This window comes from Arthrobacter sp. BG3 (genome assembly GCF_056680185.1).
This window is the reverse complement of the sequence record NZ_CM155270.1, coordinates 316,258-336,847: the sequence shown is the minus strand read 5'-3', so window position 1 is coordinate 336,847 and position 20,590 is coordinate 316,258. Positions and strand designations below refer to the sequence as shown.

General features: G+C 68.1%; 17 protein-coding genes and 6 tRNA genes. 4 read left to right on the top strand and 19 right to left on the bottom strand.

What is annotated here, in order from left to right; all coding sequences use genetic code 11:
* Positions 1 to 114: 114 nt before the first annotated feature.
* The 9 genes from AC1MFL_RS01550 to AC1MFL_RS01510 all read right to left on the bottom strand — a co-directional run bounded on the left by AC1MFL_RS01550 (position 115) and on the right by AC1MFL_RS01510 (position 10,888).
* Positions 115 to 2,295: a 3-hydroxyacyl-CoA dehydrogenase NAD-binding domain-containing protein gene (locus AC1MFL_RS01550; RefSeq protein ID WP_479812892.1), complete on the bottom strand. Its 2,181-nt coding sequence runs from the start codon at positions 2,293 to 2,295 to the stop codon at positions 115 to 117.
* On the bottom strand, positions 2,292 to 3,548 hold the full coding sequence (locus AC1MFL_RS01545; protein WP_479815259.1) for a thiolase family protein: 1,257 nt from the start codon (positions 3,546 to 3,548) through the stop codon (positions 2,292 to 2,294). Before AC1MFL_RS01545 ends, AC1MFL_RS01550 begins: the two co-directional genes overlap by 4 nt.
* Before the next feature lie 336 nt (positions 3,549 to 3,884).
* The gene (locus AC1MFL_RS01540) at positions 3,885 to 5,297 is read right to left on the bottom strand and encodes an HRDC domain-containing protein (RefSeq protein ID WP_479812891.1); all 1,413 of its coding nucleotides are present in this window, start codon (positions 5,295 to 5,297) and stop codon (positions 3,885 to 3,887) included.
* An 86-nt stretch (positions 5,298 to 5,383) separates the two neighbouring features.
* Positions 5,384 to 6,034, bottom strand: coding sequence for a DUF3000 domain-containing protein (locus tag AC1MFL_RS01535; RefSeq protein WP_479815257.1), 651 nt, complete (start codon positions 6,032 to 6,034; stop codon positions 5,384 to 5,386).
* 100 nt (positions 6,035 to 6,134) lie between these two features.
* Complete coding sequence (locus tag AC1MFL_RS01530; RefSeq protein ID WP_479815255.1) at positions 6,135 to 7,223, bottom strand: threonine aldolase family protein; 1,089 nt, start codon at positions 7,221 to 7,223, stop codon at positions 6,135 to 6,137.
* A 54-nt stretch (positions 7,224 to 7,277) separates the two neighbouring features.
* Positions 7,278 to 8,168, bottom strand: coding sequence for an SDR family NAD(P)-dependent oxidoreductase (locus AC1MFL_RS01525; RefSeq protein ID WP_479812889.1), 891 nt, complete (start codon positions 8,166 to 8,168; stop codon positions 7,278 to 7,280).
* On the bottom strand, positions 8,165 to 9,586 hold the full coding sequence (locus AC1MFL_RS01520) for a DUF6421 family protein (protein ID WP_479812887.1): 1,422 nt from the start codon (positions 9,584 to 9,586) through the stop codon (positions 8,165 to 8,167). Before AC1MFL_RS01520 ends, AC1MFL_RS01525 begins: the two co-directional genes overlap by 4 nt.
* Before the next feature lie 283 nt (positions 9,587 to 9,869).
* On the bottom strand, positions 9,870 to 10,385 hold the full coding sequence (gene msrB / locus AC1MFL_RS01515; RefSeq protein ID WP_479812885.1) for a peptide-methionine (R)-S-oxide reductase MsrB: 516 nt from the start codon (positions 10,383 to 10,385) through the stop codon (positions 9,870 to 9,872).
* 14 nt (positions 10,386 to 10,399) lie between these two features.
* Positions 10,400 to 10,888, bottom strand: coding sequence for a hypothetical protein (locus AC1MFL_RS01510; protein WP_479812883.1), 489 nt, complete (start codon positions 10,886 to 10,888; stop codon positions 10,400 to 10,402).
* A gap of 187 nt (positions 10,889 to 11,075) precedes the next feature.
* On the opposite strand from AC1MFL_RS01510, the gene AC1MFL_RS01505 reads away from it, so the two are divergent.
* Positions 11,076 to 12,404, top strand: coding sequence for an alpha/beta hydrolase family protein (locus AC1MFL_RS01505; protein WP_479812881.1), 1,329 nt, complete (start codon positions 11,076 to 11,078; stop codon positions 12,402 to 12,404).
* A 64-nt stretch (positions 12,405 to 12,468) separates the two neighbouring features.
* Here AC1MFL_RS01505 and ybaK read toward each other — a convergent pair whose 3' ends face one another.
* The 3 genes from ybaK to AC1MFL_RS01490 all read right to left on the bottom strand — a co-directional run bounded on the left by ybaK (position 12,469) and on the right by AC1MFL_RS01490 (position 14,446).
* Positions 12,469 to 12,966 (bottom strand): Cys-tRNA(Pro) deacylase, encoded by a 498-nt coding sequence (ybaK, locus tag AC1MFL_RS01500; RefSeq protein WP_479812879.1) that lies wholly within the window; start codon positions 12,964 to 12,966, stop codon positions 12,469 to 12,471.
* A 34-nt stretch (positions 12,967 to 13,000) separates the two neighbouring features.
* Positions 13,001 to 13,459: a SufE family protein gene (locus tag AC1MFL_RS01495; RefSeq protein WP_479812877.1), complete on the bottom strand. Its 459-nt coding sequence runs from the start codon at positions 13,457 to 13,459 to the stop codon at positions 13,001 to 13,003.
* Between the two features lie 69 nt (positions 13,460 to 13,528).
* Positions 13,529 to 14,446, bottom strand: a complete 918-nt coding sequence (locus tag AC1MFL_RS01490; protein ID WP_479812875.1) for a sulfurtransferase — start codon at positions 14,444 to 14,446, stop codon at positions 13,529 to 13,531.
* Between the two features lie 238 nt (positions 14,447 to 14,684).
* On the opposite strand from AC1MFL_RS01490, the gene zapE reads away from it, so the two are divergent.
* On the top strand, positions 14,685 to 15,722 hold the full coding sequence (gene zapE / locus AC1MFL_RS01485; RefSeq protein WP_479812873.1) for a cell division protein ZapE: 1,038 nt from the start codon (positions 14,685 to 14,687) through the stop codon (positions 15,720 to 15,722).
* Positions 15,723 to 15,901: 179 nt separating this feature from the next.
* Here zapE and AC1MFL_RS01480 read toward each other — a convergent pair whose 3' ends face one another.
* From AC1MFL_RS01480 to AC1MFL_RS01455, 6 genes are all read right to left on the bottom strand, one after another.
* The gene (locus tag AC1MFL_RS01480) at positions 15,902 to 16,171 is read right to left on the bottom strand and encodes an antitoxin (RefSeq protein WP_479812871.1); all 270 of its coding nucleotides are present in this window, start codon (positions 16,169 to 16,171) and stop codon (positions 15,902 to 15,904) included.
* Between the two features lie 181 nt (positions 16,172 to 16,352).
* Positions 16,353 to 16,427, bottom strand: a tRNA-Val gene (locus tag AC1MFL_RS01475).
* 38 nt (positions 16,428 to 16,465) lie between these two features.
* Positions 16,466 to 16,538: transfer RNA gene (locus AC1MFL_RS01470), tRNA-Gly, on the bottom strand.
* 56 nt (positions 16,539 to 16,594) lie between these two features.
* A tRNA-Val gene (locus AC1MFL_RS01465) sits at positions 16,595 to 16,669 on the bottom strand.
* Positions 16,670 to 16,708: 39 nt separating this feature from the next.
* Positions 16,709 to 16,779, bottom strand: a tRNA-Cys gene (locus AC1MFL_RS01460).
* A gap of 45 nt (positions 16,780 to 16,824) precedes the next feature.
* Positions 16,825 to 16,897 (bottom strand) — tRNA-Gly (locus AC1MFL_RS01455).
* 304 nt (positions 16,898 to 17,201) lie between these two features.
* Here AC1MFL_RS01455 and AC1MFL_RS01450 point away from each other — a divergent pair.
* Both AC1MFL_RS01450 and AC1MFL_RS01445 read left to right on the top strand, forming a co-directional pair.
* Positions 17,202 to 17,273, top strand: a tRNA-Val gene (locus AC1MFL_RS01450).
* Between the two features lie 213 nt (positions 17,274 to 17,486).
* Entirely contained in the window at positions 17,487 to 18,335 is an 849-nt protein-coding gene (locus AC1MFL_RS01445) for a cytochrome (protein WP_479812869.1), read from the top strand.
* 273 nt (positions 18,336 to 18,608) lie between these two features.
* On the opposite strand, the gene AC1MFL_RS01440 is transcribed toward AC1MFL_RS01445, so the two are convergent.
* Positions 18,609 to 20,588, bottom strand: a complete 1,980-nt coding sequence (locus AC1MFL_RS01440) for an HNH endonuclease signature motif containing protein (protein ID WP_479812867.1) — start codon at positions 20,586 to 20,588, stop codon at positions 18,609 to 18,611.
* Positions 20,589 to 20,590: the final 2 nt, after the last annotated feature.

The window sequence follows — 20,590 nt, the reverse complement described above, 5'->3', positions numbered from 1 at the left end:
TCCTGGCCGCATATTCGGATCCTGACACGTGCCACGGATCCTGACACGGCTGCGCCGCCGCCCGCACCCCGGTTCAGGTGCGGACAGCGGCGCAGTTGCCGGTGCGGGCGCGGCTCAGGCGGCCGGTTCGGACGCCACGCCGGGTGCCAGGAACTTCCTGCCGTTGACCCGTTCGGAGGCGCCCACCCGGTCAAGGTACGGGGTGATGCCGCCGAGGAACATCGGCCACCGCGCGCCGAGGATCATGCAGAGGTCAATATCCTCGGGACCGGCCACCACGCCTTCGTCCAGCATGAGCCCGATCTCCTCGGCGAGGGCGTCCTGGGTGCGGCGCAGCACCTCCTCGCCGGTGGACGGTGTGTTGCCGAACGACATCAGCGCCAGCGTCTCGGCGGGGATGAACGGTTTGCCGTCCGGACCCTGCTCCGGCGTCCCGTTGGGTGCGGCCCAGATGGACTTCACCCCATTGTCGATCAGCTTCTGCAGGTTCTGCGAGACCGTGAAGCGGCCGGGGAACGCCGCGTGCAGGGATTCCTGGACGTGCTGGGCAACGGGCAGCCCCACCATGGCGCCGAGGACGAAAGGTGTCATCGGCAGGCCCATCGGGCGCAGCGCGTTGTCCGCGACGTCGGCGGGGGTGCCCTCGTCGAACGCGGCCGTCACTTCGCCCATGAGGCGCAGCAGGAGGCGGTTAACCACGAACGCCGGGGCGTCCTTGACGAGCACGGCGGACTTCTTGAGCCCCTTGGCGAGCTCGAACGCGGTGGCGAGCACGGCGTCGTCGGTCTTCGGCGCGCGGACGATCTCCAGCAGCGGCATCACGGCGACGGGGTTGAAGAAGTGGAAGCCGATCAGGCGCTCCGGGTGCTCCAGGTCCCCGGCCATGGCGGTGACGGACAGCGAGGAGGTGTTGGTGGCGAGGATGCACTCGGGTGAAACGATGGCCTCGACCTCCTTGAAGACCTGCTTCTTGACGTTGAGCTCCTCGAAGACCGCCTCGATGACGAAGTCGGCGTCGGCGAAGACCTCCTTCGACACGGATCCCGTGACGAGCGCCCGGGTCCGGTTGGCGGCGTCGGGGCTGATCCGGCCCTTCTGCAGCAATTTGTCCACCTCGGCGTGCACGTAGCCCACGCCCTTGTCCACACGGGCCTGGTCGATGTCCGTCATCACCACGGGCACCTTAAGCTGGCGGGCGAAGAGCAGCGCGAGCTGGCCGGCCATCAGGCCTGCGCCGACGACGCCGATCTTGGTCACCGGACGGGCGAGCTTGCGGTCGGGGGCGCCGGCGGGGCGCTTGGACCGGCGCTGCACGAGGTCCAGGAAGGCGTAGACGGTGGAGCGGAATTCATCGGTCTGCATCAGGTCCGCGAGGGTTTCGCATTCCAGTTCCGCGGACTGGGCCTGTGTCAGCGTCCGGTTTGCTTCCATGACCTCGAGGACCTTGGCCGGCGCCGGGGAGGCGTTGGAGGTCCGGGCCTCCACGAGGGACCGTCCGGCGGCGATGGCGGCGGCCCAGCGGCCAGCGACCTCCGGGGCGGCAGGATCGACGGCGTTGGCACGTTCCGGGGTCACGGCGCCGGCGATGACCTGCGCGGCCCAGGCGACGGACTGCTCCACGAAGTCGGCCGGCTCGAACAGGGCGTCCGCGACACCGAGTTTGAAGGCCTGCGGCCCGGTGAGGGTGCGGTTGTTGCTGAGCGGGTTCTCGATCATCACCTTGACGGCGTTTTCGGGGCCGATCAGCCGCGGCAGGATGTACACGCCGCCCCAGCCCGGGATGAGGCCGATGAACGCCTCGGGCAGGGCCAGCGCGCCAGCGCCGGTGGACACCGTGCGGTAGGTGGACTGCAGGGCGATCTCCAGCCCGCCGCCCAGGGCCACTCCGTTGATGAAAGCGAAGCTGGGGACTCCCAGGTCCGCCAGGGTGCCGTAGACGTCGTGGCCGAGCTGGGCCATCCAGAGCCCGTGCTCCCGGCCGGTGATCGACTTCACCGTGGACAGGTCGGCGCCGGCGACGAGGAAGTAGGGCTTCCCGGTGACGCCCACGCCCACGATCTCGCCGCGGGCGGCGCGCTCCTTGAGCCCTTCCAGGACGGTGCCGAGCTCGACCAGGGTGTTCGGACCCAGGGTGGTGGGCTTGGAATGGTCCAGGCCGTTATCCAGCGTGACCAGGGCGAAGGTGCCGGGGCTCCGGCCGTCAACGGCCGGCAACTCAATGTCCTGGACGTAGGAGTGGGTGACGGTCTCGTTCGGGAAGAGGTCGGCAAGCTTGCGGAAATCTGCGGCGCTCATGCTGCGGCTCCAGTCTCGGTGGTGGTGGGGGCAGTGCCAGTGGCGGGGGCTTGGTGGAGGGCAAGGCTGTAGTCGGCGTGGTGCGGGTTTTCCCAGATCACGGTGGCGCCCATGCCCAGGCCAATGCACATTGTCGTCATGCCGAAGCGGACCGTGGGGTCCTCCTCGAACTGGCGGGCCAGCTGGTTCATCAGCCGCACGCCGGAGGAGGCGAGGGGATGCCCGACGGCGATCGCCCCGCCATAGCGGTTGACGCGGGGGTCGTCATCCGCGATGCCGAAATGGTCCAGGAAACTGAGCACCTGGACGGCGAAGGCCTCGTTGATTTCGAACAGTCCGATGTCCGCGATGCCCAGCCCGGCGTTCTTGAGGGCCTTTTCGGTGGCCGGGACCGGGCCGATGCCCATGGCTTCCGGTTCGACGCCGGCGAAGGCGTAACTGACCAGCCGCATCTTCACCGGCAGGCCAAGTTCCTCGGCGGCGTCGGCGGAGGCCAGCAGGGCGGCGGTGGCGCCGTCGTTGAGGCCGGCGGCGTTTCCCGCCGTGACCCGGCCGTGGGCGCGGAACGGGGTCTTCAGCGCGGCGAGGTCTTCCACCGAGGTGCCCGGGCGCGGCGGCTCATCCACCGTGTTCACGGTCCAGCCCTGGCCCGGCTTCATCGTGGCGACGGGCACCAGGTCCGGCTGGATCTGGCCCTGGGCGTAGGCCGCGGCCAGTTTGTCCTGGGAGGCGACGGCGTACGCGTCGGTCCGGGACTTGGTGATGGCCGGGAAGCGGTCGTGCAGGTTTTCTGCGGTGTTGCCCATGTTCAGGGCGGCCGGGTCCACGATCCGTTCGGACATGAAGCGCGGATTGGGGTCCGCGCCGGCGCCCATGGGGTGGTTGCCCATGTGCTCCACGCCGCCGGCGATCACGACGTCATAGGCGCCGAAGCCGATCCCGCTTGCCGTGGTGGTGACGGCCGTCATGGCACCGGCGCACATCCGGTCGATCGCAAAGCCCGGCACGGTCCGCGGTAGTCCGGCCAGCAGGGCGGCGGTGCGGCCGATGGTCAGGCCCTGGTCGCCGGTCTGCGTCGTCGCCGCGACGGCGACTTCGTCGATCCGTTCGGCCGGCAGGGACGGGTTGCGGCGCATCAGTTCTCGGATGCATTTGACGACGAGGTCATCGGCGCGCGTGCCTGCGTAGATGCCCTTCTCGCCGGCCCGGCCGAAGGGGGTGCGGACGCCGTCGACGAAGACGACCTCGCGGATGGCACGGGGATTCGCGCTGCTGCGTTGTCCGCTGCTGTGTTCTTCGCTGGGGCGGGGCTGGCTCACGTGTTACTCCTCATCGAGACATGGGTGCCGGATCCGTGCCCCGGGCGCAAAGCGTCAGGGGCAGCAGGCTTCCGGGCGACATCAGACAACATGTTACTCGCCGGTAACATAGCTGGCAAGGAGTCGGGTGGCGCGCCGCCGGAAGTTCCGCGGGCTGGGCTTGGGCCCGGGCTTCGGCCTGGAGCCGCCCGCCTGGAGCTTGGCCTGAGCCTGAGCCTGAGCCTGGGCCCGGAGCAGGAGCAGGAGCCGGAGCTCGAGCCGGCCCGGCGCCTAGTGCGCCGTGTCTGGCGCCGCCCCGGCTGTCGCGTCGGACGCTGTGGCGGCGGCAACTGCGTCAGGCACCGCTTTGGCTTCCTTGGCGGGCAGCGGCTGCGGGTTCAGGAACGCTTCGGCGATCAGCGGTGCGACGAGTTCAATCTGCCACTGGCGGGCACCCAGGTTCGCCAGTTCCTCCGCGATGCCTTCCTCGCTGGGCTCCAGCGGCGGACGCCAGGAGACGCGGCGAAGGTAGTCCGGCGTCAGCAGGTTCTCCACCGGCATGTTCAGTTCCTCGGCCTTGGCCTGCAGCAGGGGCCGGGCGGTGGCGAGCCGGGCGGCCGCCTCCGGGTCCCGGTCGGCCCACACGCGCGGGGGCGGGGGAGCGTTGGTGGGCAGGTGCAGGGGCGGGAGTTCCTCGAGGCTCCGGGCGGTGCTGATGCAGCGCAGCCAACGCGGCGCCTCACGTTGCGCTGCGCGGCCGTGGAAGCCCTTGGTGCCGAGCAGCTGCGGCACGGTGGTGGGCATGGCCTTGGCTGCGGCGACGAGGGCGGAGTCGGGGATCAGCCGGCCGGGCGCGACGTCGCGCTTCTGGGCCAGGGAGTCGCGCTCGAGCCACAGTTCGCGGACTGCCGCCAGCTGGCGGCGGTCGCGGATCTGGTGCAGCCCGGAGGTTTTGCGCCACGGGTCCACGCGGGGAGGGGCCTGGCCGGCTTCGAGGATGGCGGCGAATTCCTGTTCGGCGTAGTCCAGCTTGCCGTCGGCCACGAGGAGCTCGATGAGTTCCTCGCGCAGTTCGGTGAGGACCTCGACGTCGAGGGCCGCGTAGCGCAGCCAGGGTTCCGGCAGCGGCCGGGTGGACCAGTCGGCGGCGGAGTGTTCCTTCGCGAGGCCAAAGCCCAGCAGCTGTTCGATCACCGCGGCGAGTCCGACGCGGGGCAGCCCGGCGAGGCGGGCGGCGAGCTCGGTGTCAAAGAGTTTGTCCGGCCACATGCCGAGTTCGGAGAGGCAGGGCAGGTCTTGGCTGGCGGCGTGCAGGATCCATTCGACTCCGCGCAGGGCGTCGTTGACGATGCCGAGGTTTTCGAAGGGTTCCGGGTCGATCAGCCAGGTTCCGGAACCTTCGCGGCGGATCTGGACCAGGAAGGCGCGCTGGCCGTAGCGGAAACCGGAAGCGCGTTCCGCGTCCACGCCCGCGGGGCCGTGGCCCGCGGCGAGGGCCGCGGCGCAGCGTGCCAGCCCGGACGGGGTTTCAATGACGAGCGGCACGCCGTCGCGGGGGGCATCGAGGTCGATGACCTCGGGGACCAGGCTGTCGAAGCCGTCCACCGCGATGTGGGCTGTCGTGTCAGCGGCCTCTGTTTTGCTTTGCACGGTTTTGCTTTGCACGGCGCCGGCCGTGGTGATTTCCGGAATATGAGGGGTCATGATGAGTTCAGTTTACCGACAACACGGTGCTGGGGGCCGCGCCTTCGCTAAAACGCGGCTGATTTCCGCGGGGCGCGGATTCCAACTCAGCCCTGTCCCCGGCGCCAGCGCGGCAGCGGAGTGACGCCTTCGGGCAGCGGGGGAAGGCCGGCAAAGGTGCCGACCATGTCCGACCACGCCTCGAGGTGCGAGGTGATGTCGGGGGTGGCCGGCGTCCAGGAGGCCCGGAGCTCGATGTCGATCGAGTTGGGCCGGTCCGCGAGGGTTCCGAAGCTTTCGGAAAGCACCCGCGTTGCGGTGCCGCCGGCGGAGCGGTACGGCGCGGCGTGGCTTTCGAGGGCTTCGACGAGCCACGCCCAGGCGACGGTGCCGAGCATTTCGTCATTGCCCATTTCCGGTTCCAGCTGGGCGCGGATGTAGGTGACGATCCGGAATTCGCCCTCCCAGACCGGAGAGCCGTCGGGATCGTGCAGCAGGATGAAGCGGCCGGTGGCCAGCTCGACGTCGTCGCTTCCGGTTGCGCGTGCCAGGGCCGCGGCCGCCGGGCCGTGGACCGCCCCGGAGGGTGTCGGTTCGCCGGGGGCGACGACTTCCGCCCCGAGCGCGACGGCGAACGGTGCCAGCCGTGCGGGCGCCGGAATCTCCTCCAGGCGCAGTTCACTCCGGGTTCGTGCTTGCCGAAGGGTACCCAGGGCAAAGAGAAAATCTGCCGGAACCTGATCGAGTGCGTTCACAATGGAAGATTATGCAAGGGGCGCTGCCAAGCCCGGCAGGCTCGCCGCCGCCGCCCGCTCCGGCTTTCGCCGGGCGGGCAGGGCGGTCGTCCGGCCGCCTGGTTCAGCCTGCCGCGAGCTCGTGCTTGATGGCGGCGATGAAGGTATCAACGTCGTCCTCGGTGGTATCGAAGGAGCACATCCAGCGGACCTCGCGGGCCGCCTCGTTCCAGTCGTAGAACCGGAACGACTCGCGCAGCCGGTCCGCCACGCCGGCGGGCAGGATCGCGAACACGCCGTTGGACTCGGTCTTCTGGCTCAACTTGACGCCGGGGATGGCCTCGACGCCGGCACGAAGCCGGGCCGCCATGGCGTTGGCGTGCGAGGCGGAACGCAGCCAGAGGTCGCCCTCGAGCAGGGCGATGAACTGGGCGGACATGAACCGCATCTTGGAGGCCAGCTGCATGTTCATCTTGCGCAGGTAGATGAGCCCCTGGGCCGCCGCCGGGTTCAGGGCGACGACGACCTCGCCGAAAAGCAGGCCGTTCTTGGTGCCGCCGAAGGAGAGGATGTCCACGCCGGCGTCGCGGGTGAACGCCCGCAGCGGCACATTCAGGTGGGCGGCGGCATTGGCCAGCCGGGCGCCGTCCATGTGCAGCTTCATGCCCTTGGAATGGACATGCTCGGCGATGGCGCGGACCTCCTCCGGCGTGTAGCAGGTGCCAAGTTCCGTGGTCTGGGTGATGGACACGGCCAGCGGCTGCGCGCGGTGCTCGTCGCCCCAGCCCCAGGCTTCCTTGTCGATCAGCTCGGGGGTGAGCTTGCCGTCTTCCGTCGGGACCTGGAGCAGTTTGATGCCGCCGATCCGCTCCGGCGCGCCGTTCTCGTCCATGTTGATGTGGGCGGTGGAGGCGCAGACCACGGCGCCCCAGCGCGGCAACAGGGACTGCAGCGAGAGCACGTTGGCGCCGGTGCCGTTGAAGACCGGGAAGCATTCGATCCCTTCGCCGAAGTGCCGTTCCATCAGCTGCTGCAGCCGGGCGGTGTAGGCGTCTTCGCCGTAGGAGACCTGGTGGCCGCCGTTGGCGGCGGCCAGGGCTGCCAGCACCTCAGGGTGGACGCCTGAGTAGTTGTCCGAGGCGAAACCGCGGACGGAGGGATCGTGGAGCCGCACCGCGGTGCTGGCAGGGGCGGTTTCAACTGTGCTTGTCATCGATTTGCTCACGCTTTCAGTCTAAGGAGGTCCGGGGCCAGGTTCATCCTGGACTCAGTGCCCGGACCCGGGAACCAGCAGCAGCCGCTGGCCGTTGAGGTCCGCCGCGGGGGAGGCGAAGAGTCCGACGGCGGCAGCGGCCAGTTCCTCCACGTCCGTGAATCCGGGGAAGGCGCGGTCCGGGGATTTCGCCCGCATGGCCGCGTCCACGAGGGCTTTCACCACGAAGACCACGGCGGCGCTGTGCTGTTCGGTGGGGATGCGCTGTTCCGAGGTGTCTTGCTTCCGGCCCGACTGGGCGCGGTGGAAGCCGTCGGCGACGGCCAGGGTCCACGCTTCGGCGGCGGCTTTGGCGGCCACGTAGCTGGCGCCGCCCGCCGTCGGCTTGGCCACGGCGGTGGAGGAGACCATGGCGAAGCGCCCGGTGTCCGAGGCGGCGAGGTCGTCGTAGAAGACCCGGGTGACGTTCCGCAGCGTGGTGATGGCGCCGCGTTCCAGGAACTCCCAGTCCTCGTCGCTCTGGTCCGTGATGCCCTTGGCGCCGCGCCAGCCGCCAACCAGGTGGATGACGCCGTCGACGGCCGCGCTTGTCTCGGCTCCGTCGGGCTGTGCCCCTGTTCCGGCCGCGCCCGACTCGGCCGCGCCCGACTCGGCCGAGCCCGACTCGGCCGCGCCTGGCTGGGTCCCGTCGGCTGGGGCCCCTGTCCCGGCGAGCAGGGCGTGGATGGTGGCGTGCAGTGACCGGACGTCTGCCAGGTCCGCGAGGTCGCAGACGAGCGGCGTGACGCCTGGGCCGGCTTCCGCGGCGGCCGCCTCGATCCGGGGCCCGTCGGAACCGACCGTGAAGACCCTGTGCCCGGCGTTGCGCAGCGCACGGGCGGCGGCGATCCCCGAGGGGCCGCTGCCGCCCGTGACCAGCACGTTCAGCCTGCGTCCGGTGCTCATCCGGCGTTCATGGCCGTGTTTGCCGCGCCGGCCGCCCTGCCGGCGGAGGGGCCAGCCTCAGTCGTTCCGGTGATGCCGGCGGTGGATTCGATCACGGGGCGCATCTTCTTTTCGAGGGCCTCGTAGAACATGGACAGCGGGAATTCGTCGTCGAGGACCTGGTCGGTCAGGCCGCGCGGGGGACCGGCCAGCGGCAGCGCGTCCGGCCCCTTGGCCCAGACGGACGCCGGGTTGGGTGTGAGGGTGCCGGAGATCAGATCGTACGCGGCCAGCCAGTGCGCCATCTTCGGGCGGTCGATCGAGCGCCAGTAGAGCTCCTCGATCTTTGCGCCGAGTTCAACCACGACGTCGGCGGCTTCGTCCCAGTCGATGCTGAGCTTGCTGTCGGTCCAGTGCAGGACGTGGTGCTGGTGCATCCAGGCGAAGAGCAGCTGGCCGCCGAGGCCGTCGTAGTTGCGGACGCGGCTGCCGGTGATGGCGAAGCGGAAGATCCGGTCGAAGATGACCGCGTACTGGACCAGTTTGGCGTGCCGGCGTGCCTCCGGGTCGGCGTCCTCGTCCTTTTCGATCTTCACCGCTTCGCGGAATGCGGTCAGGTCGCAGCGGAGTTCCTCGAGCGAGTAGAGGAAGTACGGCATGCGCTGCTTGATCATGAACGGGTCGAACGGCAGGTCCCCGCGCATGTGGGTGCGGTCGTGGATGAGGTCCCACATAACGAAGGTTTCCTGCGTCAGCTCCTGGTCTTCCAGCAGGGCTGCGGCGTCCTCGGGCAGCTGCAGCGAGGTGATGTCTGCGGCGGCCCGCAGCACGCGGCGGAAGCGGGCTGCCTCGCGGTCGGCGAAGATGGCGCCCCAGGTGAAGGTGGGTGTTTCGCGTACGGCGACGGTCTCCGGGAACAGCACCGCGGAGTTGGTGTTGTAGCCGGGGGTGAAGTCGAGGAAGCGGATCGGGACGAAGAGCCTGTTGGAGTATTCGCCCTGCTCCAGGCCGGCGATGAACTCGGGCCAGATGACTTCGATCAGCACGGCTTCGACCAGGCGGTTGCTGCTGCCGTTCTGCGTGTACATCGGGAAGACCACCAGGTGCTGCAGGCCGTTCGCCCGGTGCTGCTGCGGCTGGAATGCCTGCAGGGAGTCCAGGAAGTCGGGCACGCCGAAGCCGCTGTCGGCCCAGCGGGCGAAGTCGGTGACCAGCAGTCCGAGGTAGCCGGCGTCGTGCGGGAGGGCCGGGGCGAGGGCGCTGATGGAGTCCGTGATGGTGCGGACATACCCGGCGGCGGCCTCGTGGCTGGCGGTCTCCGGGACGGAGCCGTCCTGGACCTGGAGGGCCTGCAGCGCGGTGGCGGCAGCCTTGAGCTCCAGCCACTCCGGGGAGCTGGCGGAGATCGGGGCAGTGGTGGTGATAGCGGTGGTAGTCATCGTCAGCGGGCGCCTTTCTGTTTGCTGGGAGCGTCGCTCTTCAGCGTCTATACCGAGCGTAGCAAGCAAACAGGAACTCTAATGCAAAATTGGCTTGAGCATAAGAAACTCTGAGGCAAGTGGTGGGCGCAGCCCGTGCCAGGTCCAGCAGGCGCATGGCTTCCGCCGGAACGGCACAGGACCCCGGCCCGGCGCCGCTGCTGCGGTGCCGGGCCGGGGTCCCATTTGACCTGCATTGACCGGGGTCCTGCATTGACCTGCAAGGAATAGACCGGGCGGCGGACTACTGTCCGGCGTCGTCTGCCGAAACCAGCTTCAGTGAGACGGAGTTGATGCAGTAACGCTGGTCCGTCGGGGTTCCGTAGCCCTCACCCTCGAACACGTGGCCAAGATGGGAATCACAACTGCCGCAGCGGACTTCGACGCGTTCCATGCCCAGGGTCCGGTCGTGGATGTACCTGACGTTGCCTTCCGCGAGCGGGGCCCAGAACGACGGCCAGCCGCAGTGCGAGTCGAACTTTTCCTGGCTCGTGAAGAGTTCGGCGCCGCAGGCACGGCACTGGTACACACCGGAGGTGTGGGTGTCCCAGTATTCGCCGGTGTAGGGCCGCTCGGTTCCGGCCTGGCGCAGCACCCGGTACTCCTCCGGCGTTAGTTCCTGGCGCCACTGCTCGTCGGTCTTCTCGACGGGCGGGTTTCCGGCCCCCTGGGAGACGTTTTCAGCGGCGGCGCGGGGCGCGCCGTCGGCCGCCGGGGCCGTGACGGGAGTGACTTTTGGCCTGTTGCTAAAGATGCTCATAGCCTGAACAACGCTTAGGAGTCCCCGATAAATCCCGATCCGGCGTACAGATGCAGGACCGGCAGGCCCAGCTTGTCCTGCGCCTTGGTGGCCCAGTCCGTATGGAAAGTATCTGCGACGGCATGCGGGCGGGTGATCACCACGGCCTGCCCGGCGCCGAGTTCCTTGACCCGGGCGACCATTCCGTCGACGGCGCCGCCCTCGACAATTTCTCCGGTGACGCCGCTGCCGAGTCCGGCCAGCGCAGCGAGCGAGGCGGCCAGGGTCTCGGCTGCCTCGGCACGTTCCCCGGCGGGGTCGGCGTGTGCCGTCAGTTCACGGAAGGCCTTGGAGATTTCCAGCAGGGACAGATTCTCCAGGAAATCCACCAGGAGGTGCCGTTCCGTGCTGGCCGGAACCAGGACCACCAGCGGGGTATCACCCCCGGCAATCAGGGTTTCGATGTTGACGCGGTCGTCCGCGCCGAGGGGCTCTTCTGTCAAGATGACGATTGGATCACTCATGCTCCCCAGCCTAGTCGCGCGCCGGTACGCCCGCATGGATTGTGGCCTCAAGTGGCCGCCTGTGGCCGGGATGAAAGTTCCGGGGACGGTTCTGCAGCCCCCGGTGGCCGTCGGCAGGACCCTCCGCCGGCGGGTACGGAGCCCGCCGGATGCCACTGTGTGCGAGGAGTTCGGTAAGAATGGTGCCATGGCTTCCTCCCTCCGACTCCTGCCGGACCCACGCCGGATCTCCGCCGCCCGCGCTGCCCGCGCCGCCGCTGCCGCCGCTGCCGATGTTTCGTCCGCCGCTGCCGATGTCTCGGTCAAGGGCAGCGCCAAATGGGCCCTTGCCGGCATCGTTGGCGGCAGCGCCGCGGCCGGGCTGCTGGCCGCCGGTTCCTCCGCCCTCGCCCTCTATTTCGCCCGCCGTGTCATTACTCCGGCCCGGGTCAGGGAGGAGGACCAGGAGGTGCTCGCTGTGATCCGGGGCGGGCACGGCCTGCGGCTGATTCTGGCGGCCACGCCGGAGGTCACGGTCGAGGGCGTCTACGGATTCTTCTTCGACGGCGGCCGGGGGCACGCCAGGATCGGCCGGGTCGTCTCCTATTCGCCGGCGGAGCGCACGGTGGAGCGCGAAGTCGAGGCCGTTTACAGCGGCGATCTCCGCAAGGCGCGCCGCGGCTACTGGAGTGGAGCCGCGTACCCGGATCCGGCAAGCATCGGCCTGGCCTCCGAAGAAGTGGACATCGACGTCGACGGCGGGACGGCGCCGGCGTGGCTGGTCCGCGCCCCGCAGGAGTCCGGCATCTGGGCGATTATGGTGCACGGCCGCGGCGCGAGCCGGCAGGAATGCCTGCGGGCGGTCCGGACGGCCCGGGACGTGGGCATGTCCAGCCTGTTGATCACGTACCGGAATGACGGCCAGGCGCCTTCGGCGCAGGACGGGCGCTACGGTCTCGGATCCACCGAATGGCGCGACGTCGAGGCGGCCATCGGCTTTGCCCTCGAGCACGGTGCGAGCGAAGTGGTGCTCTTTGGCTGGTCCATGGGCGGTGCCATCTGCCTCCAGACCGCCGACCTGTCCCGCTACCACCCCCTGATCCGGGCGATCGTGCTGGACGCACCGGTCATCAACTGGGTGAATGTGCTGGCGCACCACGCCGAGCTCAACCGGATTCCCTCCGCCGTGGGCCGCTACGGGCAGCTGATGATGAGCCACAAGCTGGGCCGGCGGCTTACCGGCCTCGCGGCCCCCGTGGACCTCAAAGCGATGGACTGGGTTTCCCGGGCGGTGGAACTGCGGACGCCGACCCTGATCATCCACAGTGTCGACGACGAATACGTCCCCTACGGCCCGTCCGCCGCCCTGGCCGAAAAGAACCCGGAGATGGTCACCTTCGAGACCTTCGACCGTGCACGGCACACCAAGGAATGGAACGTGGATCCGGAACGCTGGGAGCGGCTGGTCATGGCTTGGCTCGGGCAGCAGCTCGCGCCCCGCCCGAACCCGGGCCAGTCGAACCCGGAACAGCCCTAGGCAGGGAAGGCAACTTCCCGGAGTCCGCTCCGGGGAGCGCAGCTCACCGGGAGCCGGGCCCGGATTAGTTCCGGCCGGTGCCAATCCGCGCGGTCCGCGCCCCGGTGAGCCGGATCAGTTCGGCCGGGCTCAACTCGATGTCCAGGCCGCGCCGCCCGCCTGAGACCAGGATCGTGTCCAGCCCCAGGGCGCTGTCGTCCACAACGGTGGGGGAGGGCTGCCGCTGGCCCAGCGGGGAGATGCCGCCCAGCACATAGCCGGTGCGGCGCTGCGCTGTTGCCGGATCCGCCATCGCCGCCTTCTTGCCGCCCAACGCGGCCGCGATTGCCTTGAGGTCCAGATTCCCGCTCACCGGCACGACGCCGACCGCAAGGCGGCCGTCGACGTCGACCATCAGGGTTTTGAACACCCGGGCCGGATCGATGCCCAGCACCTCCGCTGCTTCCAGGCCATAGCTGGCGGCCGCCGGGTCGTGACTGTAGGGGTGGGCAACGAAAGGAACCCCGGCGGCCGCCAGTGCTGCGGTGGCCGGCGTTCCCTGTGAGGCCTGCTTGCGTGCCATTTTGACCGGATATCCGGGTGGTGTCCGGCCCGGGTCAGGACTGCTGCGGGAGGGCAGCAACCTTGCGCTTGATCCGGCCCAGCATCGCCGTCATCCCGCGCATGCGCAGCGGCGTGATGGCCCGGGTGAGGCCCAGCAGCTCCGGCATGTCGTCCGGTACGGCCAGGATCTCCGCCGGGCTCAGCCCGTCGAGGCCTTCGTGCAGCACACTTGCGAAGCCGCGGGTGGTGGGGGCTTCGGGGGGCGCCTTGAAGAAAAGCCGGACGCTGCGGGCCGCACCGCCGTCGGACTGTTCCGTTTCAATGGTCAGGTACAGCGGCGACTGGCACTCGACCACCTGTTCCATCAGCTCCGGGTGGTCCTTGAGCCGGTCCGGGAGTTCCGGGAGCTCACGGGAGAACTCCAGCAGCAGCTGGAGCCGCTCGGGTTCGGTTACGGCCTGGAAGTCATCAACAATTTCCGCGAGTGCGGCGGGGAGGGCAGAAGTATTCATCCCTCCCAGCTTACGCACGCGCGGCGATTGTGTCCCGGTGTCCCATGGACTGGGGGCACGCGGCGGAGGCTACTTGGCCGCCGGCACCGTGCCGCGCTCGGCGCCCTTGACGATCGGGGCGCGGACGGCATTGCCCCACTCGGTCCACGAGCCGTCGTAGTTACGGACCGAGTCGAAGCCCAGCAGGAACTTCAGCGCGAACCAGGTGTGGCTGGAACGCTCGCCGATGCGGCAGTACGCCACAACGTCGTCGCCCTCCATCAGACCGGCCTCGCCCAGGTACAGCGCCTCAAGTTCGGGGCGCGTCCGGTAGGTGCCGTCCTCGGCCGCCGCGCGGGCCCACGGGATGGAGGCGGCGGTGGGGATGTGCCCGCCGCGCAGCGCGCCTTCCTCGGGGTAGGCGGGCATGTGCGTGCGCTGGCCGGTGTACTCCTCGGTGGAGCGGACATCGATCAGCGGCTTGCCGAAGTGCGCCAGGACGTCTTCCTTGAAGGCGCGGATCGGGGCGTCGTTGCGCTCGACGACGGGGTACTCGCCGGGGTTGGTGATGGTCTTGTCCGTGGTGATGGGGCGGCCCTCGGCGATCCACTTGTCCCGGCCGCCGTCGAGCAGCCGGACGTCCTTGTGGCCGAAGAGCGTGAAGACCCAGAGGGCGTAGGCCGCCCACCAGTTGGATTTGTCGCCGTAGATAACGACGGTGCTGTCGCGCGAGATTCCTTTGGCCGCGGCGAGGGCGGCGAACGCTGCGCCGTCAATGTAGTCGCGGGTGACCTCGTCGTTCAGGTCCGTGTGCCAGTCGATCTTCACCGCGCCGGGGATATGGCCAACCTCATAGAGCAGCACGTCCTCGTCGGATTCCACCAGCACGAGCTTGCCGTCCTGAAGGGCGCCGGAGTCGATGGCAGCCGCCAGCCATTCGGTGGAAACGAGACGCTCGGGGTGGGCGTAGGCGGCGAACTTCTCGTTCTGCTCAACGGGGTAGGGCATGGCGATGGCCTTTCACTGAAACGGTCAGGGACCGGGCCATGGAATGGGATGGAAGGTCAAATGCGGCGCCGGACCTTCCTCCACACTAGCCACGCCCCGCCGGGATTGCGTCACCGGGTTCACGCTCGGAAATATGGTCTTCGTCACGTGCTGTCGTCCGGCCCCACGTCGCCACACCGGCTGTCCGCGCATTGCCGGTATTCTGTCTGGGGACAAGAGACCAGCAGAACGGACCACCTTGGTACAGATCGAACAGCTCGCCGCCCGCACCCCGGCAGTTTCAGTGGATGAACTCCTCAACGGTTTTTATCCGTCGCCGCGCTTCGGTGAGGTTTCGTTTTCCAGCTACCGGCCGGATCCGTCCCAGCCGAGCCAGGCAAATGCGGTCCGGGCCCTGGAAAGTTTCGCGGCGAACGTCGGCGCCCGCGACGGCGATGGGCTCTTCAAACGCCTCTTCGGCAAGAAGGACATGTCCCGTGCCGGCATCTACCTCGACGGCGGCTTCGGCGTCGGCAAGACCCACCTCCTGGCCTCGCTGTGGCACGCCGCCCCAGGGCCCAAGGCCTTCGGCACCTTCGTCGAGTACACCAACCTGGTCGGAGCGCTGTCCTTCCGCAAGACCGTCGAGGCCCTGAGCCACTACAAGCTGGTCTGCATTGACGAATTCGAGCTCGATGATCCGGGCGACACCGTCCTGATGTCCCGGCTCATGCGCGAACTGGCCGACGCCGGCGTCAAGCTCGCGGCCACCTCCAACACCCTGCCGGGTTCCCTCGGCGACGGCCGCTTCGCCGCTGTCGACTTCGCCCGCGAAATCCAGGTGCTGGCGGACCAGTTCGACGTCGTCCGGATCGACGGTGAGGACTTCCGCCACCGCGGCCTGCCTGCCGCGCCGCTGCCGCTGCCGAACGAGCAGCTGACGCACCACATGCAGACTGAATTCCACGGCAAAACCGTGGCCCGCGATGAGTTCAGCACGCTGATCAACCACCTGGCCGGCGTCCACCCGAGCCGGTATCGCCAGCTGCTGGACGGGATCGAGGGTGTGGTCTGGAAGAACGTCCACACCATCACGGAGCAGGCCGTCGCGCTGCGCTTTGTGGTGCTGGCGGACCGCCTGTACGACAAGGACGTGCCCATCCTGGCCAGCGGCGTGCCGTTCGACCAGCTCTTCACCGAGGAAATGATGACCGGCGGTTACATGAAGAAGTACTTCCGCGCTGTCTCCCGGCTCACGGCACTGGCCCGCGAGGGCCAGAACCACGAACCCTCCTAACCGCTCCAAGCAACGCGGGGTCACTCCCGGCCCATCCTGATGCCTCGGATGGGCCGGAAATGACCCCGCGTTGTTTCGTTAAGCTGTTTCGTTGAGCGCCGGTTCCGTTTGCGCCGTTAAATGCCGGAGGTGCCGGCGCCGCCTCTCGGCGGGACCGGCACCTCGCTGACGTATCTGGGTCAGAGGCCTGGCTGGCGGGGTTCCCCGGCTACGGGGGGCTCACCGGCAACGGGAGTCTGATCGACGACGGGGGCCGTGTTCGGCCGGTCGTTCGCCTTATCCACGAAATCGGAAGCGCCTCGCTGCACGGCATCAATCTTGTCGGCGTGCTTTCCGCCGGTCTTAGAGTCGACGAAATCGCCGGCCTTCTGGATGCCGTCCTTGATGGCTTGTTCGTTGCCACCAATAACTTGCTGAGCCTTGCCCTTTAGATCGTCAAGTAAACCCACGGGCACCTCCCTTCGGTCTCGGAGCCAGATCGCTCCTTGCGCTATCCACCCTAGCGGGAGGTGCGGGGGGTGCCAAGGGTGTCCGCCCAGAGGGTAAAAGACAGTGGGCGCGGCGCACAGGGTCATAGGACCCGCAGGGCGGCCGGACACAAAAAGAGCAGCTCCTGGGGAGCTGCTCAAGTGGTGGGCGATACTGGGATCGAACCAGTGACCTCTTCCGTGTCAGGGAAGCGCGCTACCGCTGCGCCAATCGCCCGCAACCGGAAGGATCCGGAGTGGAGTTGTAATGAAGAGAGCGGACGACGAGATTCGAACTCGCGACATCCACCTTGGCAAGGTGGTGCTCTACCAGCTGAGCTACGTCCGCATTTTAGTCCATGCCGGCTGAGCCGGTGGTACTGCATCAAGCAAGTTGCCTTGCTCTGGTGGGCGATACTGGGATCGAACCAGTGACCTCTTCCGTGTCAGGGAAGCGCGCTACCGCTGCGCCAATCGCCCCTTGCATCCGACCTAGACCGGAAACCAGGGTTTTCACCGAGGTGGGTACGGGATTCGAACCCGTGTATACGGCTTTGCAGGCCGCTGCCTCGCCTCTCGGCCAACCCACCGTGTAGATAGGATTCCGAAGAACCTTACCGTGACAGTGTCCTGCGAGCGGACGACGAGATTCGAACTCGCGACATCCACCTTGGCAAGGTGGTGCTCTACCAGCTGAGCTACGTCCGCAATATTGTCTGCAATTCCCCGCCGCAATCGGCATTTCCTCGCGTTCCAACGAGTAAGAACTCTATAGGAGGTTCAGGGAACTTACAAATCGAGATGACGACGGCGGGGGTCATGGCCGCCGCATCCTTGAGTTCTAGGCGTTCTTACTAATTACAACGCTGTAATTAGCTATCTTTTTTCCCGCCCCGCGTGCGGTCACACTGGCCGGGCGGCGTTCGTAATGACCCGTGGGCAGGACGCATTCGGGGAAACAACGCTCCGATTTCTAAATTCCGCCGGGGTGGGCTAGCATTCAATGGCATTGGGGCGATTGGCGCAGTGGTAGCGCGCTTCGTTCACACCGAAGAGGTCACTGGTTCGAACCCAGTATCGCCCACCCAATAGATGGTCCGTTCCGCTCACCGAGCGGGGCGGACCATTCTTGTTCCTCCCGTCTGGTTTGTTTGGCCGGCTAGAGGGTGTCAGCTGTCTTGTACGCGGGCTGCCCACCCCTCGCGCCCAGTTTGTCCGGCAGGGGTATCAGGTCATGGGCAGCCCCATCTGGACCACTTGTTGTCCCACTGTCAGACCCCCGTGAAAGAGTCTTTCCATGACTGCTCCACTTCTTGCCCACGCCACGGACTATGGCCGGATGTACGCTCGCTCCACGTCGGAGCAGTTTTCTGTGCCGTCCATTACGACCGTGATTGGCCAGCAGCCCCACGGCCTGGACGGCTGGTTCGGGTACATGGGCGCCAACAGCCTTGCCCAGGACCCCGCCCTGCCCGGCATCCTCGGAAGCCCGGCCAAGGTGCGCCAGGCGGTGAGCCGTGCCGCCAAAGCCGCGGAGACGTACCGTGACGACGCCGCAAAGCGTGGGGACCGCGTGCACAACTACTGCGAACAGGTTTCCCTGCGCGCCCTGGGCCGGCCGCACGAGATGAAAGAAACCCGTGAGGCCCTCGCTGCTAACGGTGAAGAAGCTTTCGCGGCCCGATTCGATGAGTGGTGGGAACTTTTCCAGGTCGAGCCGATCGCCCCGGAAATAACAGTCTGGAACAAGGCTGTCGGCTACGCCGGAACACTTGACCTTGTCGCCAAAATCAATGGCCGGACCTGCCTCATTGACTACAAGACCAAGGGAACAAGCCGTGACGGCACCGTCAAACCGCTGGATGACAAAGTGGTCATGCAACTCGTGGCGGGTATGAAGGCCGAGGAGAGCCTGGTGGATCCGGTGGCAGGGGAGTGGGAAGCCTGGCAGCATGGCGAATCCCCAATTCTGCTTGCGGTTGCAATCGGGCAGACCGAGGTCCGACCGCTGCGGGCCAACCCGGACGTCCTGAAGCACCACTGGTGGAAGTTCTGCGCCCTGCGTCGCGTGTGGGAAATGTCCGCCGATACGACTGCCGCCGGGACCGCTCTGCTCCCGCTGGCCCCGCCGCCCGTCACCCGTTAGGAGCAAATCGGGCCAGCGCGGGCCAGCGCTGGCCGACGGTCCTTGGCCGGCAGATAACCCGCGCGGGGACTCCCGTTGCCCGCATTCGACCTTGCCGTGGCGAGGCCATTCAGAGTCTCGCGGCTGCTGTCCCCGTTCGCTGCCACCTGACCCGTAACCCCGAGGTTCGTTGCCACCTGATTGAAACCCCTCGGGCAGGTGGCCGTCCACGCCCATTTAGAGTCTTGGCGCTTCCCTCCCAGTCGTTAGCTGTCGTTGTTCAGGGGCCCTGGGTCAGCCGGGGGTGTCGGGGTCTGTGGGTCGGAAGTAGTGGTTGCGGCGGGGTTTTTGGCGTGGGTCCAGGTGTGGGGGCGGGATGAACCAGGGGATGCCGGTGCGGATTTGGATGGTCCATTGTTCTTTGTGGATGACGTGGTGGTGGTGGGAGCACAGGAGTGTTCCGTTGTCTGTGCCGGTTGTTCCGGCGCGGGACCAGTAGGTGATGTGGTGGGCTTCGCACCAGGGCGCGGGGATGGTGCAGCCGGGGAACGCGCAGCCTTGGTCGCGGGCGGTGAGGGCTTTGCGGATGTGGGGCGGGAAGACCCGTGAGGCCCGGCCGATGTCCAGGACCCGGCCTTCGCTGCCGAGCAGGACCGGGATGATGTCCGCGTCGCAGGCGATTTTCCGGACGGTGGAGGCGGTGACGGGTCCGGTGAAGAGCAGGTTACCGGTGTGTTCCGTTGTGGCTCCCGGGTGGAAGGGGCTGCCGGCGGTGTTCTGGAGGTCTCCGTCGAGGTGTCCGAGCCGGGCGAGCAGGTCCCGGTAGTCGATGGTGACCATGACCTGTGGGCGGAGTCCTCCCGCGGCGGGCAGCGTGCCGGCGGCGAGGGCGGCTTTGCAGGCACCGACGAGGCCGTCGAGGAGTTTCTGCGGGCGTGAGCGCAGGTCAAGGGGGACCTCTGCGGCGTCCGGGCCGCCCTCGGCCCACGGGACGGGGCCTCCGGCGACGGCCCCGGCGCAGATCCCGGCGGCCGGGGCTCCGGCGGCAGCGGTGGTGCCTGCCGGGGCGGCGTCGGTTCCGGGTTCCGGGGCTGGTGTGCGGGGGTTGGTGGCGGTGTTCATGACGGTGAGGAGGTGTTCGAATTGTTCGGCCGTTCCGAAGATTTCCAGGTGCTGGAGTCCGTGGCGGGGTTTGCGGATGAAGGCGCCCTGGAGTTGGCGCAGGAGTTCCTCGGAGGGCTCGGCGCCGTCCTGGTCCAGGGCATCGGTCCAGCTCCGGGCCACGCGTGTCAGGAAGTCCGTGTCGTTCTCCGCCGCGGTGCGGGTCAGGGCGTGTTCCATCCCGGCGGCGGCGCCGGCGTCGCAGACGTGCCGGACACGGTCCAGTGCCAGGGTGATGATGGTCGCGGGCCGGGACGCGACCTCCCCGGAGGCCACGGCGGCCCCGAGTTCCCCGTGCACGGCCGGTAAGGGCCCGCCGGTGAATCCCTGGCGCGGCAGCAGACTCTCGGCCAGGGACAACCGGCGCCGGGCCTCGGCGGCGCTGATCCGCAGCCGCGCCCTGAGGAATTCCGTGGTGTTCCGGTAACCGTCGTCCACGGCAACAGTTGAGCCATCACCGGTGGCCGGAGCGTTCGGTGCTCCCGGCGTCGCTGCGGCCGCGGATCCTACTCCTGCTGGCCCCGCAGCCGCAGCCGCAGCCGTAGCGCCGGGGGCGGGGGCCTCACGCCAGCCGGTGGTCCACGAGGTGCTGGCCTTCGCGGCGGTAGCCGCGGCCTGCTTCCGGGTCCGGTCCACGGCCCCGGCTGCCACGAGCTGCAGGTATTCCACGGTCCGTGAGAGTTCCTCCACGGTGCCGGCGAAATCCGAGGCGGCCTGGAAGCCGCGGAACGCCGCGTCCCCGACGGCAGTCGAACTCACATCCCGCAGCACGGCCAGGGCCCCATCCACCCCGGACATCCCGGGCTGCGCGGTCTCGCGGTCCGTGCCCTGCAAGTCGATGAAATCCCTGACGGCTTCCATGGAATCACTCTGCCAGTTGGCTCCGACATTATTAGCCGGGCCGGACACCGGCCGAAGATTTGCGGCCGTTGTTCTCCCTGGGGCAGACGCCGCGTCCCCGGCCGGCGTCGAACTGACATCCTGCAGCACGGCCAGGGCCTCATTCACCCCGGACACCCCGGACACCCCGGACGGGGCGGTCCCGCAGACCGTACCGCGGTCCGGGCCGCGTTCCGAGTCCTGCAAATCCATGAAATCCCTGACGGCTTCCATGG

What these genes read in the sequence shown, in the direction of transcription:
- AC1MFL_RS01550 (WP_479812892.1), bottom strand. Translation starts at nt 2,295, where the DNA reads ATGAGCGCCGCAGATTTCCGCAAGCTTGCCGACCTCTTCCCGAACGAG.
- AC1MFL_RS01540 (WP_479812891.1), bottom strand. Translation starts at nt 5,297, where the DNA reads ATGACCCCTCATATTCCGGAAATCACCACGGCCGGCGCCGTGCAAAGC.
- AC1MFL_RS01530 (WP_479815255.1), bottom strand. Translation starts at nt 7,223, where the DNA reads ATGACAAGCACAGTTGAAACCGCCCCTGCCAGCACCGCGGTGCGGCTC.
- AC1MFL_RS01525 (WP_479812889.1), bottom strand. Translation starts at nt 8,168, where the DNA reads ATGAGCACCGGACGCAGGCTGAACGTGCTGGTCACGGGCGGCAGCGGC.
- AC1MFL_RS01520 (WP_479812887.1), bottom strand. Translation starts at nt 9,586, where the DNA reads ATGACTACCACCGCTATCACCACCACTGCCCCGATCTCCGCCAGCTCC.
- msrB (WP_479812885.1), bottom strand. Translation starts at nt 10,385, where the DNA reads ATGAGCATCTTTAGCAACAGGCCAAAAGTCACTCCCGTCACGGCCCCG.
- AC1MFL_RS01510 (WP_479812883.1), bottom strand. Translation starts at nt 10,888, where the DNA reads ATGAGTGATCCAATCGTCATCTTGACAGAAGAGCCCCTCGGCGCGGAC.
- AC1MFL_RS01505 (WP_479812881.1), top strand. Translation starts at nt 11,076, where the DNA reads ATGGCTTCCTCCCTCCGACTCCTGCCGGACCCACGCCGGATCTCCGCC.
- ybaK (WP_479812879.1), bottom strand. Translation starts at nt 12,966, where the DNA reads ATGGCACGCAAGCAGGCCTCACAGGGAACGCCGGCCACCGCAGCACTG.
- AC1MFL_RS01495 (WP_479812877.1), bottom strand. Translation starts at nt 13,459, where the DNA reads ATGAATACTTCTGCCCTCCCCGCCGCACTCGCGGAAATTGTTGATGAC.
- AC1MFL_RS01490 (WP_479812875.1), bottom strand. Translation starts at nt 14,446, where the DNA reads ATGCCCTACCCCGTTGAGCAGAACGAGAAGTTCGCCGCCTACGCCCAC.
- AC1MFL_RS01445 (WP_479812869.1), top strand. Translation starts at nt 17,487, where the DNA reads ATGACTGCTCCACTTCTTGCCCACGCCACGGACTATGGCCGGATGTAC.
- AC1MFL_RS01440 (WP_479812867.1), bottom strand. Translation starts at nt 20,588, where the DNA reads ATGGAAGCCGTCAGGGATTTCATGGATTTGCAGGACTCGGAACGCGGC.